The organism is Enterobacter sp. BNK-13, from assembly GCF_048685015.1.
Classification (GTDB): domain Bacteria; phylum Pseudomonadota; class Gammaproteobacteria; order Enterobacterales; family Enterobacteriaceae; genus Enterobacter; species Enterobacter quasiroggenkampii.
On record NZ_JBLQTP010000001.1, the window covers coordinates 551,275 to 566,457 of the forward strand.

Below are 15,183 nucleotides of genomic sequence, written 5' to 3' on the forward strand. Positions count from 1 at the left end.
GGCCTCTCAGGGCCGATATAGCTCAGTTGGTAGAGCAGCGCATTCGTAATGCGAAGGTCGTAGGTTCGACTCCTATTATCGGCACCATCTTTTCATCCAGTACCATCCCCAATCGTCCATTTTTCCTTGTATTTCGTCCTGCGAGTATGCGAACGGCCCCAGCTTCGTCCAGCTCTGCCCGGGAAACTGTATTGAGTTAAACCAGCGGAGAGGTAGCAGCCGCTGAGCTGGGTTTTGATGTTCAGCACGAGTCCGAAGAGCAACTGCTGATTTTCTGTCGGCTGGATGAAGAAACCCACAGCTTCTATGGCAAAGACCGTGCAGCGGGCGCTTTACAGTTTATTCGTTCTGAGCTGGCCTACGTTGCCACAATGCACCCTGATACTCCGGATGACTGGAGCAAAACAGGATTAAGGGCGCTCTGCCTCCTGGAAGGCGAAAAGCTGTAAACCCCCAGCCTCTCAAACTTGATACTTTTTCGCGAGAAACTGGGAAAATTGTCAACCCAACCTAACGGATCCTGACGCTCACGAGCAGCACCTGCAGCCAGGGTTTAAACCGCACCACTTTAGAAAACTTCAGGTGCAGGTCAAAGGGACAATTGTAATTAGCAGCCGAGGTAGACGCCAATGCTACTAAAATTTTCAAATGTTGAATCTAATCACTTGGAAAACAGTGCCACATCTAGTGTAATAATGGCTGTTACCATTAATGGCAGAAAAGGGATAACAATGTCAGGACGTATTGTAGCCGTGTGCACCATATTAGGCGTTGTTATTGGAGTTGCTGGGCTTTATCTCCCCTACAGGAATGAAATAAACGACACCCTTTACCAGAAAAAATTCCTCACGGGAAAGTGGTCTAATGATGCAACGCTTATAATGAATAGTAAAGATTTGGGGATGCACATGCAGCACCCGCCTGTGGTAATTCAGATGATTGTCGATGATGATGGTTCTATCGATGGTGAAATCATATCAGAGGGGCTATGTGATGGGATGCCTTTAACTTGGTACATAACACTCAATAGTGAGCGTCCTTCAGTAATAAACTTTGTCTTCGCTAGAAAGTTTTACATCCGTCAGCAAGTTGATGGTGCTATTGATAAAGGCCCCATAGTTGCAACACTCAAGCTAGTCAAGGAGGACCGCAAGCACAATTCCATCACATTTGATGTAGTTGATGATCCGGCAGGTTTGATGCCAAAACAATTGACTGTCGCAAAAAATTTGCCAATGTTTGAAGAAAATTACAACTTTTTACAGTATTATTGCGCGAAATCAACAAAAGCATTTTTGAATAATAAAATGTAAATAGCAAAAATGGTGGTGAATGAATGCTTATCATAACCAAAGAATGCGAATGTTTCAAGTGTACAGATATTTTACAGAAGAAAGTAACGATGACTTAGAGTTATTAACGCTAAAATAGGATAAGTGTTTTTTAAAGGTTTGTGAATCAAAAATGCTATTTAGAGTAATGACTGGATATTACCCTTTAAAGAAGGCTCTTGATGGTTTAATAAAGATAATAAGAAAGGGATATATTTTCAATGTATAAAGATGTTACAGTGATATCCTTAGGTATTGTAGTGATGATGTTTGTTGTATCGACGTTATGGTTTCAATTTCAACTATGAAAGATACAAATTAATTTTGCTTTAAAATAGTTAATGGGTTTTTTGAAAAATGGCATTAAATCAAGAGTGGCTGCAATTAAAAAGACAAACAGAATATTTAAGGCGTGAGGTTAACAATCTTAAAATATCCTCTAACTTAGAAGTGATGCTCATTGCAGGTGAGGATCGCAGATTTAATAGACATCATGGAGTAGACTTTTTTTCTATTTTTCGTGCGTTTTGGCGGACTTTTTTTTGTAGAAAAAGAGAGGGAGCTTCTACAATAGCTATGCAGCTTGTAAGAGTGCTAAGAGGTCGTTATGAGAAGACTTTGAGTAGAAAGTTGTCAGAAATGTACTTGGCTATTCGTTTGACAAAAAATACGAAAAAAGATGATATTCCTAAATTATATTTATTCGTTGCTTATTATGGCTGGAGGATGAACGGATTAGTTCAAGTATCAAATCGACTAAAGCTAGATCTTGCTAATCTCAATGATCATGAAGCAGCAAGCATAATTGCTAGATTAAAATATCCTGAGCCTAAAAACTATAACCAGCTTCGCCATGATAAAATTATGTTAAGAGCTGGCTATATATTAGACCGGGTGGACTCACTCAAAAACATATATTCTTGAATTAAGGAGGTGAAAATGGAACCTTTTAAAGTATCACCGCACCTTTCTGCGTTACTTGATAGTTATCCTGATGTTCAACTAATTGTTGATGCTGCAAAGAAAGGAGGTGAAACTTCTAGAGCAGCTATTGCCAGATTGTGGTTATCAGAAGGAATTCCATTTGCGTTCAAAAACGCGCCGGCACTATATGAGGTTATTAGGGCTTGGTTAGGTGTTCGCCTTGATGTGAACCCAAAAGAAATACATTTAAGTGGAAGCGCTAGATTAGGACAATCTTTAGCACCTCATAAAATAGGAACAGCTTTTGGACAACACTCAGATTTAGATCTTTTCGTAGTTTCAGAGTCTTTATTTGAAAAAGTTAGAAACGAATTCAATAAGTGGTCTACGCAATTTGAAGGTGGTACCATTCAACCCAAAAACGCTAAAGAAAAAGAATACTGGGAAGATAATAATATTCGTGGGTACAAAAATTTACAGCGAGGTTTTATTGATTCCAAAATAATTCCTAACAGAGAAGCGTACCCTACAGTATGTAATATATCGAATTCAATGTGGCTGCTAAAAGGGCGTTTGGATGTAACTAGTAATGCTCCTAAAATCCAATCAGCCTCTGTAAGGTGTTATAAAAATTGGGATAGTTATGTTCGTCAGGTAATGACTAACTTAGAGTGATTCAGCATTTGATTATTAATTTACCCAGCAGCAACATTTACTGCTGGGTCTTAATATGGAACTATAAAATGAGAGATTTAACATGATTTTGAATGAGCAATTCAATTGGCTAAATATTAATTGGTGGGTTGAAATATGTGATGACCCTTTTTAGCATGTGTTTGTAGCTGTCTTCTTTAACTTAGAATGTTTAGCGAATAGGGTGCTTAGTGATCGGGTGATTATCACGGCAAAACTATTTCGTGATCTGATGATTAAGCAGAAAATCTTATGGGGGTACTTTTGGGGGTATCTGTCAAAATAGAATATAATAAATTGTATATTAATCAATAATCTATCTTGTTATGTGTTGTTCCTATTATCTCCTCAAACGTCTGTATTCATCCATAAAGTCCCTGATTTAAATGCTTTTTAGTCCATTATGTTCCGTAACCTTCCAGTAAAATCGATGCTGAATCTGTATAGGATTGTGTATATGTTCCTGTTCGGCCTTCGCCGTCCGTGGTTAAACAACCAACAGATCTTCATCGTCATTTGCGTTCGGATGTGGCGCTAATGTGGGTTATCTGTCATCTTTCGCAAGCAGTGTGCTTTCTTCTCAGCGTGCAGAATCCGTTGCTTACAGCCACACAACTGGCCATTACCTGCTATATTCGTGTCTTTGCCAGATTTCCGGAATGAGCGATAATGTGGCACATAATGGCAGCGTAAAAGGGGCAATATGCTTCATCACAGCCAGGCAATGTCACTGGATGACATCTACCTTGAGGACATTCCTCACATTATTCACCCGGATACGGCGGCAGGAGACCTCGCAGATACTGCAAGGCCTAACCGCATCATTCAGGAGTGGAATTTGCCACAGGGCTACACCCGGTTTGTCAGCCGGTATCAACTGTACCACTGGCAACATCCCTGGATGGCATACCGTGACACGCTCGACGACATCAAATCCGGGAAGCTCGTTCTGCTGAGAAAAGACATCACCGGCCATGCCATTTCGGGCGTGCTGACGACATCCGGTGACCTTCGCAATGACCTGCCTCTGTTCCTTCAAACCCGACTCCGACACATTCTGTCCCGGCAACTGAATCGCCCGAGATATCAGGTTCGCCATGCGACACCGGTGCAACATGCCCAGGCCGCAAAAACCATCAACAGCAAAACTGCCGGTCGGTTGCTGGCCGCGGGCGGGATCTATAATGGCAATATCGAGGGATTCCGTCAGACCGCGCAGCAGCTCGGTGGTGATGCACCGGCGGGTTACGATCAGGTTATGGACAATAAAGGGCTGATTATCGCTGGTGCTTCTGTTGCTGCGGGCCTTGGCTTGGGCAGACTGGGGACGGCGAGTGAGCTTAGCAATCTTCATGTTCTGGGAAAAGTCGAGGGTGAATACTCGATGATAAAGCCCGGACCATTACCTAAAGAGCTGGCTGAAACCTTCTCCAGTGGTACATATAAAGAGATCACGCTATCAACAGACACGAGTTTCTACAGAGGTGGTATTGAAGGCCGTCCATTAGGTCAGTTTTTCGGATATGAACAACCTCAGGGAGTGCTCCAGACCAGAATAGATAAGGCTCTGCTCCCCAAATGGCCTAACGGAAGTGAATCCCCTCTTGATAGCTATCACAAGATACAAATACCCGCAGGAACGAAAGTATATGTTGGAGAAGTTGGCTATCAAACAGACCTTTTTTCCGGTGGCTCTGAGCAAGTTGTGATACCTACCCCGTGGAAAATACCTGGCGTTAAGATACTTGAAAGTGGTGGTTTGAAATGAAAAATGAAATAAAGAAAACGGTAACTGATATCATCAAAATCCTCTCCTCAAATGATGAGGATTCATGGGCAAAAACATTCGAAAAACTAGCCATCGAGCTCGATGTTGATTGTGAGTCATCCATTTACTCGTTGAAAAAACTCTACGGCGGGATGGGATCATTTAACGATATTGTTCTGCATAAAAATGGCATACCTCTCATTCGGGAAAATGACGAGTTAGACGATTTGAGACACAAACTCTACAAGCAGCTTGACCATGCAATCGTTTTGTTAAAAGCAGGTGATTTACCATAGCGTTAGTTTCCAGCGCCGCCAGTAAATTATTGGGTACGCCTCCAGCCTGACAGGGGAAGCGCAGAACCTTACAATAGGCTCATGTGTGTTCGTCTCGTCAGCATCGATGCCACCGAAAAGAACCTGCCCTTTGGGCAGCGTTCCCGGCAGACATTCTCATCGATAGTGGCGCAGTGTGCCGTCTCCATAACGTGCAGGAACGCAGATTTCTATGGTCCTCTGCTGGGTACGGTGTGGCCTCACATGGAAAGCGCATAAAATAATGAAAGCCCGGTAGGCTTCTCACACCCACTCCTGCAGATGGAAACCATCAGCACTTCTTACGCATCATGCGCCAGGTTCCTCTGACAGCTCCGACAAACCATCACACATCTCCTGCAACTCATTAAACATTCTTGCCACATGGAAGCCATCGCACACCGAATGATGCACCTGCACCGCGAGCGGTAACAGCACTTTTCCATCCTGCTCGTAGTATTTCCCAAACGTGAACATAGGCGAAAAGAAGTTCTTCATATGCGCAATGTTCATCGTAAAGTTCGTAAACGTTACCCACGGAATAGACGACACGAAAAAGACATTTTCCCGGGACTCTTCCTTAGGCCAGTAAGAAAGGCTATTTCCATAGCGGGCCGTATCTTCAGCATACGTGTTCTGGAAGTGATGCATATTGCCGTCATAGTGGCTCCACAGTGACGAAAAGGTCTCCGTTTCGGGGTGGAAAATGGTGTAGCTGGGATGAACTTCATTCCATATGACAAGCTCATTGTCCTTCATGGCCATACGGAACTCAGGATGCCGGTTCATGATGTTAGACAGGAGAAAAATGATCGTCGGGTAAAACTTCCAGCCCACCGCTTTGATATGTTTTCGCAGCGCGGTAATGTCGATCAGAACGGTTTGGTTAATTGTGCATTCAGCGAATGACTGGAAGACTTCAAAATGCTCCTTCCTTGGCCAACGAGATAAATCAACAGGCGTATAGGCCGGGGCTGTTTTTTTCATTTTTTAACCTTTGATTATCAACCGTCTACGTGATTTTGGGCCAGAAAAAACCGCACAACCATTTCAACCGTATCTAATCTTCCTGTCAATCTCAGCCTGTGGTTTTCCGAACAGGTATCCCTGCACGAGATCGCAACCAAGCGCCTGAAGACGTTCAAGCTGTGCTTCGGTTTCAACACCCTCTGCAATGACCCGCATATTGAGGCTCTTCGCCATGCCGGTAATCAATTTAACGATATTAAGGGCATCATCCTGCGTGGATATCGGATTCACAAAGGATTTATCTATCTTAATTTTATCAAAATTAAGTTCACTCAGTCGTGAGAGCGAGGAATATCCCGTTCCGAAATCATCGATGGAAATTTTGACACCCAGTGCCCGGAGCTTTTTGAGAATAGTGATCGGCATGTTGCTGTCACTGAAGAGCGAAGACTCTGTAACCTCTAACTCGAGTCGGTTGGCCGGTAGCCCCGTCTCTTTCAGGATGGACTGCACCATCGTGGTAAACGATTTTGTGCCTAGCTGAACGGGGGAAACGTTCACCGAGATCCTGGCCGGCACCGCCCAGGACACCGCTTCCCGGCAGGCCATCTCAAGCACCGACTTGCCGATCTCATTGATCATCCCCGTTTTTTCAGCGACGGAAATAAAATAATCTGGCGCGAGTATCCCTTTCACCGGGTGTATCCAGCGAATAAGCGCTTCATAGCCGTAAATTTCATTGCTGAATGAATCGACAATAGGCTGGTAATACACAACGAATTCATTGTGATCGATCGCCAGAGCCATATCATGTTCAAGGGTTCTGCTTTCCTGCAGTCTTTGCAGCATCCACTGCCGGAAGACTTTGATCTGCTGCGAACCTTCTTTTTTCGCTTCGTAGAGGGCCAGGTCGGCAAATTTATAAAGGTAATCAGAGCGGCGTTCATTATCAGATAAAACGATGCCCACGCAGGTGGCAATTTTTATCAGCTGATTATTAATCGTATAGGGCTGGCTGATATGATCGCTGATTTCTTTGGCGCGCGAAACGGCGGCGGTTTCCGTGAGTCCGCTGGAGAGAAGGGCGAATTCATCGCCGCCCAAGCGGTAAAACGTATCCGTTGCGCTGCTCATTGAGGTCAGCCGGCGGGATACCTGATTCAGCAGCAAATCTCCCGTATCATGGCCATAGGTATCGTTGACCTCTTTGAAGCGGTCTAAATCAAATAACATTACGGTGACGGGGACGTGGTTTTTATCTGCCTGAAGATTAATTTTGTTGAGATCGTCCCAGAAGAAAAGGCGGTTTTTCATGCCGGTGAGGGAGTCATGATAAACATCATACTCCAGCTTCGCGTTCTGAATTTGCAGTTTTTCTTTTGATATTTGAAGTTCATCAGCCAGGCTTTTAACCTGCATATGTGCTTTCAGAATGTTTTTATTCTGGTAGATCATTAAGAAGCCAAGAATAAAGCTTAAAATCACCAGAAGCAAAGAAAGTGCGGAGTAAATATAATACAGGATTTGTATTTTGTTGTTGGATTCATTAACCGTATTAATATCTTTCGTTAATGCCGTTGCAGACAGTTGGCTGAGCGGTGCGTCGAGCTCATGCATATTTGTGAGGTACGCCTGTAACTCCGGATGGCTCATTTTTTCAAGATGACTATCCAGATAGGCCAGTATTTTTTCTAAGCGTAAAGCGAGCTCCTGATGCGTTTTATCGCTGTCAATGTAGCGACCTAAATCGCCTCCCTTCATTAAATCGCCCTGACTGAGCATAATTTCGAGGCGCATGCGGACCTGGTCTATCGTAACGTCATCTGTATCGGTTGCGTATAGACCAAGCCATGATTCAAAACGGTAATACTCTGATACCAGTTGTGCCACGGACCAGGACTCAGTGTATTGAGTCAGTTTTTGCAATTCCTGCTGTCGATCATAAACAAGGTATGCAATATATCCTGTCGTGATAAAAAGAGAAAAAATGATACCAACCAGTATCCTGTTCATTATGTTCTCCTGAACGGCTACTCAATCTTCATTTTGCTTACCTGCCATGCTGATCGTGAGTAATAAATCTGATTATTCAACTCAGGAAGACTGTCATAGGGGTATACAATGAACGATGGGCCTTTATCGCGGATGCGCATATATTCGCCATTGACCTTTAAGGCAAGGATGGCGTTGTATTTTTTAAAGTCGCTGAGAGGGATGACGGTTGAGTAATCATTGAGCGCAATAACATTCACGTTCGTACCTTTTGCACCCACATAATCCATGAGCTTGCTCATGGGGACACCCTCAAACTTCGTACGACCGTTATACCAGGGGGACGTCGTCTCGAAACTCACTACTCCGAGTTTTTCAAGGCTGGCGAGATCAAACACTGCTTTTCCATTTTCGTTGGTATTTTCTATATTACCGTAAATCGTTAAAATAGGTTTACCAACTGGTTTTGGCAGGTCGCCAGCCCAGGTTACACTTTGTACCAGACAGCATAACAGTAGTAGGGTTAATCGCATTTTGGCCTCCACCTTTTTAACAGAAGTATAAGAATTATAATTTAGATATCACACGAGTTGATATATTTTGTTGGGGAGTAGGGGGTTTTATCGTTTTTATTGATGTAAACTCATTTTAATCAATGAGTTAGGTGTTTCGGGTGTCAGGATGTTTGATACGCGAGCGACGCTTAACTTTTTGATAAAAGCTAAAATTGCGGGCATAAATGCTCTTCTGTTTAAAAAATAATCGCTTTAATTGAGAGATATTATCTTCCACGATAATTGTGGGGTGTCCGCGGCTTTTTGGCGCGCGAATTTAGCGGCTAAATACGCGCCCCGGTTGTGTGCGCTGTTTCAGGATGGCAATGATAAGCGAGGACACGAACATTCTGATTGCACGTGTCCCCAGGCGCTTGTCTTACTTCAGGTCATCCCGGATGGCTGACGCCGGCTTACCCCCTTTCGCCATGCTGGCAAACACTGCGTCCCGGTAGATCCACGCATGAACGAGTGCGGCGGAGAGATGGACCAGCACCACGGCAAAAAGCAACTTTGCCAGAAGGCTATGGGCGTCGTGACACCAGGCAAAGAGTGCCGGACTGGTCGGGACAATTGCCGGCAGGTTGACGCCATCAAACATGACAATTGGCAGGCCCGCTGCCGACAGTTGCGCCCAGCCCAGCAGCGGCATTGCCAGCATTAACCCATACAGCATCCAGTGTGATGCCTTTGCGGCAAGCACCTGCCAGACGGGCAACTCGGCAGGAAGTGGGGGAGTGCGGCTCAGAAGTCGGTTGACCAGACGCACCAGTGCCAGCAGTAAAATGGCGATCCCCAGCGGCCGGTGGAGGTCGATTAGCCAAATCCGGTGATGTAACGACGTCATCATCGCGGCACCGATGAAAAGCATGGTCAGGATCATCACCGCCATCAGCCAGTGCAGGCTTCGCGCCAGGGTATTGAAATGCTGCGGCGCGTGCTCTCGCCTGTCTTTATTTGAGCTCATTTTACCTCCTGCTTTTGCACGGCTTCGGTGGCCTTGCCGTAGCCGATTTCCCGTTCACGGCGGCTGAAAGAGTGGGAGTAGGCCGCGGAGCGGGCGTTTAAGATGGGATCATCAGACACCGCAACGCCTGCAGGAACGACAGAAGGGTCAAAGTTAACGTCGCGGCACGCGCCTGTGGATTGTGCTTCGACCCGCGTCACTTCCAGCGTGCCGGCTACCACCTTTTTGCGATCGTCCGGCCATGGCTGGGAAGGGTCATCCACCGGATCGCCCGGCTGTGCGAGCTGCAAAACGTAATCCCAGTAGAGTGGCTTCTGCGCCAGGCGCTGACGCAGGTTTTCGAACAGGAAGTTGTCATCGGCTTTCTGCCGTTGCTCATCGCTTATCGACAGGAAAGGCTCGTGCGGACGCATCATCCAGCGAACGGCTTGACGTTCCCCCTGCGCGTTCACAAGGTAAAAGGCGTTAATGCTGTAAAACGTCGCGCCCGCGAAGCTGCCGGGGGCGGGTTTTTGTGCCGCCCATTTAAGGTATTTCTCCGCCTCCGGGTACGCTTTTAAAAAGTCTTTGAGACGCTGCGGATCCGGTTTCCCGGTGGACGCATCAACGGCCGTGGCTTTTCGCAAGGCCAGAAAACCTTCCGGGCTGTGCGTGGCGAAGAAAGGCTCGTTGTTCATCGCCATCCGCCATTGTTGCTTGTCATCTGTCTTCAGCAGTAGCGCCATGCTCAGGGTTTTGGTCGTACTATCCGGTGCATGCGGATCGCCGGTACCAATAGAGAATCTACCCACTACGGGCACTTCCTGCTGTGAGAAGAAGCGGGAGGTTGAAAGGGAATCCGCCGAGCCGTTTGGCGTAAAGGTGCCGGCAAAGCAGATGCCTTTTCCATGCGCGCGGCGAAAACCCGGTGGGAAGGGTTTCGGTGTTTCACCCACCAGTGCCTGGCTGACCGTGCGTGACCCAAGCCAGCCCGCCGTCCATGCAAAAGCAGATGCCAGCGTACCGGCGACAACGGCGATCGCTGCCAGCGCGCCCCAGGTTTTTTTGGACCTCAAATCCAGTTTCGACATAGACGTTTTTCCAGAACAAAATATCTTCACCTGTCATGCGCAACGTATTGTGCGTGACAGGTGTTAATACAGTGGCGAATATGGCTCGAGTATAGGAACTAAGGGGCGTAAAGAAAGAATATCACGAAAAGTTTAAACCTTTCCGCTGTCAAAAAGACCGGGTTACTCATCGTGTCGGAAGTTGTGACCGAGTCGGTGACCCAGCGAGAAATAGTGGCGAAATAGATAATAGAGGGGGTTCCATTTCTCCACATTAAATTTCACCCCTCGCTGAGTACGAATTAATAATGCCTCAGATATGTGGACGCAGGTTATCGAGGCATCAACGGACACCAGGTTCCCCTGCGAACCGGTCAGGGGCGCTATTCCGCCAACCTTAGCCTCTATTTGTACAGGACACTCTTTAATTCTCAACGAGTTAATCGTCACCGCCTTTTCCTTATGGAAATTTCCGCAGCTAAACTTGTCCTGTTCAAAAACATATCCCATTTTTTTCTTCCATTCCGGTGGCGATGCTTTTCCCGTTTTATTTGCGATAGCTTCAATATTCGGCCAGAGCCTGCTGTCCGGGATGTTCAGAACAATATCGGGGTTACCTGTGATATTTTCATAACACTTTCCGGAGGTGCCAAGCCCGAACACGATATTCCGGTCGAGGATCCACCACGAGGAGACCGGGCTCAGGTTGGTTGAACCGTCAGGATTTTGGCTGGAGATAATGGCGACCGGTGTACCAAAATATAAAGAAGCAAAATCGACCTGCTGGGTTTTCATTTTATCATCCTCTGATTAACGAAGGACCAGTCTACGTTTTGCTAACGTGCGTTACTTCGGTGAAGCGTGAAGTAAAACGCGGCAGGCTAAAATTCCCAGGGGAACTGCAATAGCTGCCTTGTACCCAACTGAGCGAGAACGTGCATAATGCGTCCACCTTTTGCGAGAACGCGTAAGGTTCGTTGTCCCTGCCGGAACAGATTTATTGACTTAAATCATGATGTCTCTTTCATTCGCCGCCTATCGTGTGCACCCCCTCCTTAAAACGAATCAAAAATGAAAAAAAGACCGTTCCTGATGGTGCTTTGTGCTGTGTGCTGCTTTTTTGTAGCGGACATCGCCATGGCAAAAAACAGTTCAGTTTCCAGTGAACAGGTTAAAGAGAATGTTATTGCAGAGTCGATAGCATCTTATCCCGGAGTATGCGCTTGTCCTTTTAACCGGGCCAGAAACGGAAGCGCTTGCGGGAGACGCAGCGCATGGAGTAAGGCGGGAGGCTATGCTCCCATTTGTTATAAAAATGAAGTAACAGATGAGATGGTAAAGCAGTGGCGTGAAAATAATAGCTAACCCGCCTCCAGCATCCCAAAACTCACAATCCGCGCGCGTCCCAGCTCTTTTGCCCGGTATAGCGCCACATCCGCAGCGCGCAGCAGGTTGTCGGTCTGGGCATGTTGTGGGTAGCTGGCAATGCCAATCGACACGTCCACCGGCCCAATCTCGGTCAGTCCGTAGCGAAGCGACAGCTCATGCACGCCGGTGTAAATCTTCTGCGCGCAGGCGTACGCTTCTGCTTCATCGGCACCGGAAAGCAGCACCAGAAACTCCTCGCCGCCGTAGCGGAATGCCAGCCCGTTGTCATGTGCGGCGCGCTGAACAATTGACGCCACGCTTTTGATCACCAGATCGCCCGCTTCATGGCCGAAACGGTCATTAATGCTCTTGAAGTGGTCGATATCAATCATCATGCAGCTTAACGGCACGCCAGTGCGTATCGCCTGTGCCGTTTGGGTTTGCAGGGTATCTTCCAGATGATGACGGTTACGCAGGCCGGTGAGCGGGTCAAACAACGCTTTTTCCAGCAACGCGTCGCGCAGACGCTGGTTGGCCAGCGCCAGCCCGAGCGCCTCGGCCATCAGCTCCAGATATGCGCGGGAAGGGGCATTATCCGCCGTGATATTCTGGAAGGAGAGCAGGCCAATGGCCTCACCCTGAGCGATAAGCGGCACGCAAAGCGCGCTTTCCGTCTGGGATGCCGGAAGATGATAACAGGCAATATCCGGCTCGCCGTTCACCGGCGGATGACTCTGCCCGCGACGCACGGCCCAGCACTCGTCCGGGTGGAACGTCGTCTCTTCACCAACCGGCGAAAGCCATTGCGCGACGCAGCGCATCTGCCACGGCTCGCGGTCAAGGACGTAGAGTCGGCCCGCGATCCCCGGCGCGATATTGGGGGCAAACAGCTCCGCCACGTTAATCACATCGTTAAAGTTCTCACACCCCTGCAGCCGCTGGGTCATGCGCGCCAGCAGCTCGCGGATGGCCCAGTCGGCATCGCGCTCTTTTTCCAGACGCTGCCGCGCCAGGCCGTTTTCACGGAAGATGCTAATGGCCTGAGCCATATCGCCTATCTCATCGATCTGGTTGAAATTGGGCGTTTCAACCGCGTAATCCTGGGATGCCAGACGGTGCACCACGTCGCTCAGGCGCACCACGGGACGCAGCACGCGGCGCTTTAATATAAAGCCGAGTACAAACAGGAACAGCAGGGCGGTCAGGCCGACCGTCAGCTCAGAGGCGGTACGCAGCGCTTTCGATTTTTTTGTCGCATCTTTTACGGAGCCGATAACGCGCTTGTCGAGTATCTGGCGAAAGTGATCGATCTGATTCTGCGCGCGATCCAGCTCCTGCTCATAGGGCTGACCATAGAGCAAGGCAACGGCCTGGGCGTCTTCACCGCGTTCCAGGCTGGCGAGGGCGGTTTGCTGCTCGTCCTGCAGCTCATCGACGATCTTTATTCCTTCATGCAGCAGGGCCAGTTCTTCATCCGATGCGCCGTTATCCTGCAGCTTTTCCAGACGAAGCTCGATGCGCTTCAGGCTGTTTTCTGCCTGGTTATATTCCTTGAGCACCTGAGGATCTTTTTTAATGACGTACAGCCGCGCTAAATCAGACTGCGCCCAGATATCGGTTTCGATATCTTCCGTCAGCTGATCAAATTTCTGCCGTTGTTCAACGGCCTGACGTTCGAGGGTATCCGCGCTGGACGCCATCAGCATGATGATGCCGGAGGCGATGGTCAGGCAGACCGTGGCCCCATAGGCCCAGTTTGTTATCGTCGCGATTCGCACCAGATGATCCTTTTACGACATGAGTAGGATGGCGTTCTTCAAATTATAGAAAACGTCTGATTTAAGGCGGAAAAAAAGGCGGCACAGTGCCGCCTGGTGTGGTCTTTATCGTCACGTCCTTACAAATCTGGAGGATTTTTTCCTTCTTCGATGAAATCCGCGTCCAGCTCTTCGGCGTTACCTTCGTGATCGCGTCCGGAAAAGAGGTTCCAGCAGGCGATAAACAGCGCGGCGATGAGCGGCCCGATCACAAAGCCGTTAATGCCGTACAGCTCCATGCCGCCGAGAGTGGAGATCAGAATCAGGTAGTCCGGCATTTTGGTGTCTTTCCCCACCAGCAGCGGGCGCAGAATATTGTCCACCAGCCCGACGATAATCACGAAAAAGCCGACAATAAACAGCCCCTGCCAGATCTGGTGCGTGGCGAAGAGGAAGATAGCGGCGGGCACCCAGACAATCGCTGAGCCGATGGCGGGTACCAGCGAGAGGAACGCCATCAGTGCGCCCCAGAGCACGCTGCCGTCGATACCGGCAATGGCAAAGGCAATCCCGCCGAGGATGCCCTGAACCACGGCCACCGCCGCCGTCCCTTTTACCGTGGCGCGTGACACGCCGACGAATTTGGCGAACAGATGCTGCTTGGCAAAATCGGACAGGGGCAGGGAGTCGAGGATCTGGCGTACCAGATACGGGCCGTCTTTCAGCAGGAAGAACAGCAGATACAGCATGATGCCGAAGCTAATCGCAAAGCCAAACGTCCCCTTGCCAATCAGAAACGCGCTGCCGGCGAGATACTGTCCGCCCTGCAGGGCGACATCGGAGAGTTTTTTCTGGATCTGCGCCGCGTTGGTCAGGTTGTGATCCGCGAGGAAGCCGCTGGCCCAGTCAGGCAGGTGGTTGAAGATGCTCGCCACCACTTCCGGGAACTGGGTGTTGTTCTCCTGCAGTTTGGTGTAAACCACATTCAGCTCAATGGCGAGCGAGGAGAGGATCACCATCAGCGGAATAAAGACGATCAGGCAGATAATGCCGATGGTCAACAGCGAGGCCAGCCCGTTGCGCTCCCCCAGCGCGGTGCGCAGCTTGTTTTTTACCGGGTTGAAGATAACGGTCAGAATGGCGGCCCACAGTATCGCGGAGAAGTAGGGCGACAGCACGTCGAAGAAGGCCCAGGTCACAAGGGCGAGAATGAAAATAAAGAAACCTTTAGTCAGTCCGTTAAAGCGCATCAGTCAGTCCTGGTTACTAAGAAACTGTGACGACTATAGAACCGATTGTGAGAATTACCAACCTTGCACCGGGTGGCGGCTGCGCCTTACCCGTCTTGCGGGCAGTGTTACGGTATGACTTCGCGCTTTACGGATACCACTTTCGACTGACCGAAGATCGCCTTTTCCCGCACCATGCTGTAAGTATCTGCTTGCGGAGGTGCTTATGGCCTGGCGTCCGATTCTCTATGTGATCCTCACAACCCAC

At 48.4% G+C, this 15,183-nt stretch carries 15 protein-coding genes and 1 tRNA gene; 8 read left to right on the plus strand and 8 right to left on the minus strand.

The features are described from left to right. The first annotated feature begins 11 nt into the window (after nucleotides 1-11). The 7 genes from ACMGGQ_RS02550 to ACMGGQ_RS02580 all read left to right on the plus strand — a co-directional run bounded on the left by ACMGGQ_RS02550 (nucleotide 12) and on the right by ACMGGQ_RS02580 (nucleotide 5,270). Nucleotides 12-87 (plus strand) — tRNA-Thr (locus ACMGGQ_RS02550). 644 nt (nucleotides 88-731) lie between these two features. Further along, nucleotides 732-1,313, plus strand: coding sequence for a hypothetical protein (locus ACMGGQ_RS02555; protein ID WP_420289547.1), 582 nt, complete (start codon nucleotides 732-734; stop codon nucleotides 1,311-1,313). 375 nt (nucleotides 1,314-1,688) lie between these two features. Next, nucleotides 1,689-2,255 carry a biosynthetic peptidoglycan transglycosylase gene (locus ACMGGQ_RS02560; protein WP_348567851.1) on the plus strand — a complete coding sequence of 189 codons (567 nt, stop codon included), beginning with the start codon at nucleotides 1,689-1,691 and terminating at the stop codon, nucleotides 2,253-2,255. 15 nt (nucleotides 2,256-2,270) lie between these two features. Beyond that, on the plus strand, nucleotides 2,271-2,930 hold the full coding sequence (locus ACMGGQ_RS02565) for a hypothetical protein (RefSeq protein ID WP_348567850.1): 660 nt from the start codon (nucleotides 2,271-2,273) through the stop codon (nucleotides 2,928-2,930). Nucleotides 2,931-3,651: 721 nt separating this feature from the next. Beyond that, nucleotides 3,652-4,716, plus strand: a complete 1,065-nt coding sequence (locus ACMGGQ_RS02570; protein WP_234081189.1) for a hypothetical protein — start codon at nucleotides 3,652-3,654, stop codon at nucleotides 4,714-4,716. After that, the gene (locus tag ACMGGQ_RS02575) at nucleotides 4,713-5,012 is read left to right on the plus strand and encodes a DUF6966 domain-containing protein (protein WP_025912594.1); all 300 of its coding nucleotides are present in this window, start codon (nucleotides 4,713-4,715) and stop codon (nucleotides 5,010-5,012) included. Before ACMGGQ_RS02570 ends, ACMGGQ_RS02575 begins: the two co-directional genes overlap by 4 nt. Nucleotides 5,013-5,093: 81 nt before the next feature. Further along, entirely contained in the window at nucleotides 5,094-5,270 is a 177-nt protein-coding gene (locus ACMGGQ_RS02580; protein WP_154818034.1) for a thermonuclease family protein, read from the plus strand. A gap of 69 nt (nucleotides 5,271-5,339) precedes the next feature. Here ACMGGQ_RS02580 and catA read toward each other — a convergent pair whose 3' ends face one another. From catA to ACMGGQ_RS02610, 6 genes are all read right to left on the minus strand, one after another. Next, nucleotides 5,340-6,017 carry a type A chloramphenicol O-acetyltransferase gene (gene catA, locus ACMGGQ_RS02585; protein ID WP_420289548.1) on the minus strand — a complete coding sequence of 226 codons (678 nt, stop codon included), beginning with the start codon at nucleotides 6,015-6,017 and terminating at the stop codon, nucleotides 5,340-5,342. A 63-nt stretch (nucleotides 6,018-6,080) separates the two neighbouring features. Further along, nucleotides 6,081-8,012 carry a putative bifunctional diguanylate cyclase/phosphodiesterase gene (locus ACMGGQ_RS02590; RefSeq protein ID WP_048030043.1) on the minus strand — a complete coding sequence of 644 codons (1,932 nt, stop codon included), beginning with the start codon at nucleotides 8,010-8,012 and terminating at the stop codon, nucleotides 6,081-6,083. Between the two features lie 17 nt (nucleotides 8,013-8,029). Beyond that, nucleotides 8,030-8,524, minus strand: coding sequence for a molybdopterin-dependent oxidoreductase (locus ACMGGQ_RS02595; protein ID WP_024909477.1), 495 nt, complete (start codon nucleotides 8,522-8,524; stop codon nucleotides 8,030-8,032). 400 nt (nucleotides 8,525-8,924) lie between these two features. Beyond that, nucleotides 8,925-9,512 (minus strand): cytochrome b, encoded by a 588-nt coding sequence (locus tag ACMGGQ_RS02600; protein ID WP_420289549.1) that lies wholly within the window; start codon nucleotides 9,510-9,512, stop codon nucleotides 8,925-8,927. Next, nucleotides 9,509-10,582, minus strand: coding sequence for a catalase family peroxidase (locus ACMGGQ_RS02605; protein ID WP_420289550.1), 1,074 nt, complete (start codon nucleotides 10,580-10,582; stop codon nucleotides 9,509-9,511). Before ACMGGQ_RS02605 ends, ACMGGQ_RS02600 begins: the two co-directional genes overlap by 4 nt. A 162-nt stretch (nucleotides 10,583-10,744) precedes the next feature. Beyond that, complete coding sequence (locus tag ACMGGQ_RS02610) at nucleotides 10,745-11,356, minus strand: flavin reductase family protein (RefSeq protein WP_420289551.1); 612 nt, start codon at nucleotides 11,354-11,356, stop codon at nucleotides 10,745-10,747. Nucleotides 11,357-11,632: 276 nt separating this feature from the next. Between ACMGGQ_RS02610 and ACMGGQ_RS02615 the strand changes: the two genes are divergently transcribed. Further along, on the plus strand, nucleotides 11,633-11,926 hold the full coding sequence (locus tag ACMGGQ_RS02615) for a hypothetical protein (protein ID WP_071884809.1): 294 nt from the start codon (nucleotides 11,633-11,635) through the stop codon (nucleotides 11,924-11,926). Here the strand turns inward: ACMGGQ_RS02615 and ACMGGQ_RS02620 are convergent. Both ACMGGQ_RS02620 and ACMGGQ_RS02625 read right to left on the minus strand, forming a co-directional pair. Continuing rightward, entirely contained in the window at nucleotides 11,923-13,707 is a 1,785-nt protein-coding gene (locus ACMGGQ_RS02620) for a diguanylate cyclase (RefSeq protein WP_420289552.1), read from the minus strand. The two genes, ACMGGQ_RS02615 and ACMGGQ_RS02620, sit on opposite strands and share 4 nt — an antisense overlap. Nucleotides 13,708-13,826: 119 nt before the next feature. Beyond that, on the minus strand, nucleotides 13,827-14,936 hold the full coding sequence (locus ACMGGQ_RS02625) for an AI-2E family transporter (RefSeq protein ID WP_048030055.1): 1,110 nt from the start codon (nucleotides 14,934-14,936) through the stop codon (nucleotides 13,827-13,829). Nucleotides 14,937-15,183 lie beyond the last annotated feature (247 nt).